Consider the following 257-nt stretch of genomic DNA (forward strand, 5'->3'; position numbering starts at 1 on the left):
ACGTCGTTGTCGGTGAGTAGTGGTGACCGGAAGGCGTCGTTGAGTTGGGGTTCGGTGGCGAACGCGACTGAGTTCTATGTGTGGACGCGGAATGTGACCGAGGGTGAGGCGTGGGGTCGGTTGCCGATCCCGTTGGGTGGTACGTCCTGGACGTCGACGGGGCTGCGTAATGGTGGGACGTACGAGTACAAGCTGCAGTCGATGAATGGTTATCAGGCGGGGTCGTACTCGAATGTGGTGACGGCGCGGCCGACGGG

Origin of the sequence: Terrabacter sp. Soil810, from assembly GCF_001429645.1 — a bacterium.
Lineage (GTDB): Bacteria > Actinomycetota > Actinomycetes > Actinomycetales > Dermatophilaceae > Terrabacter.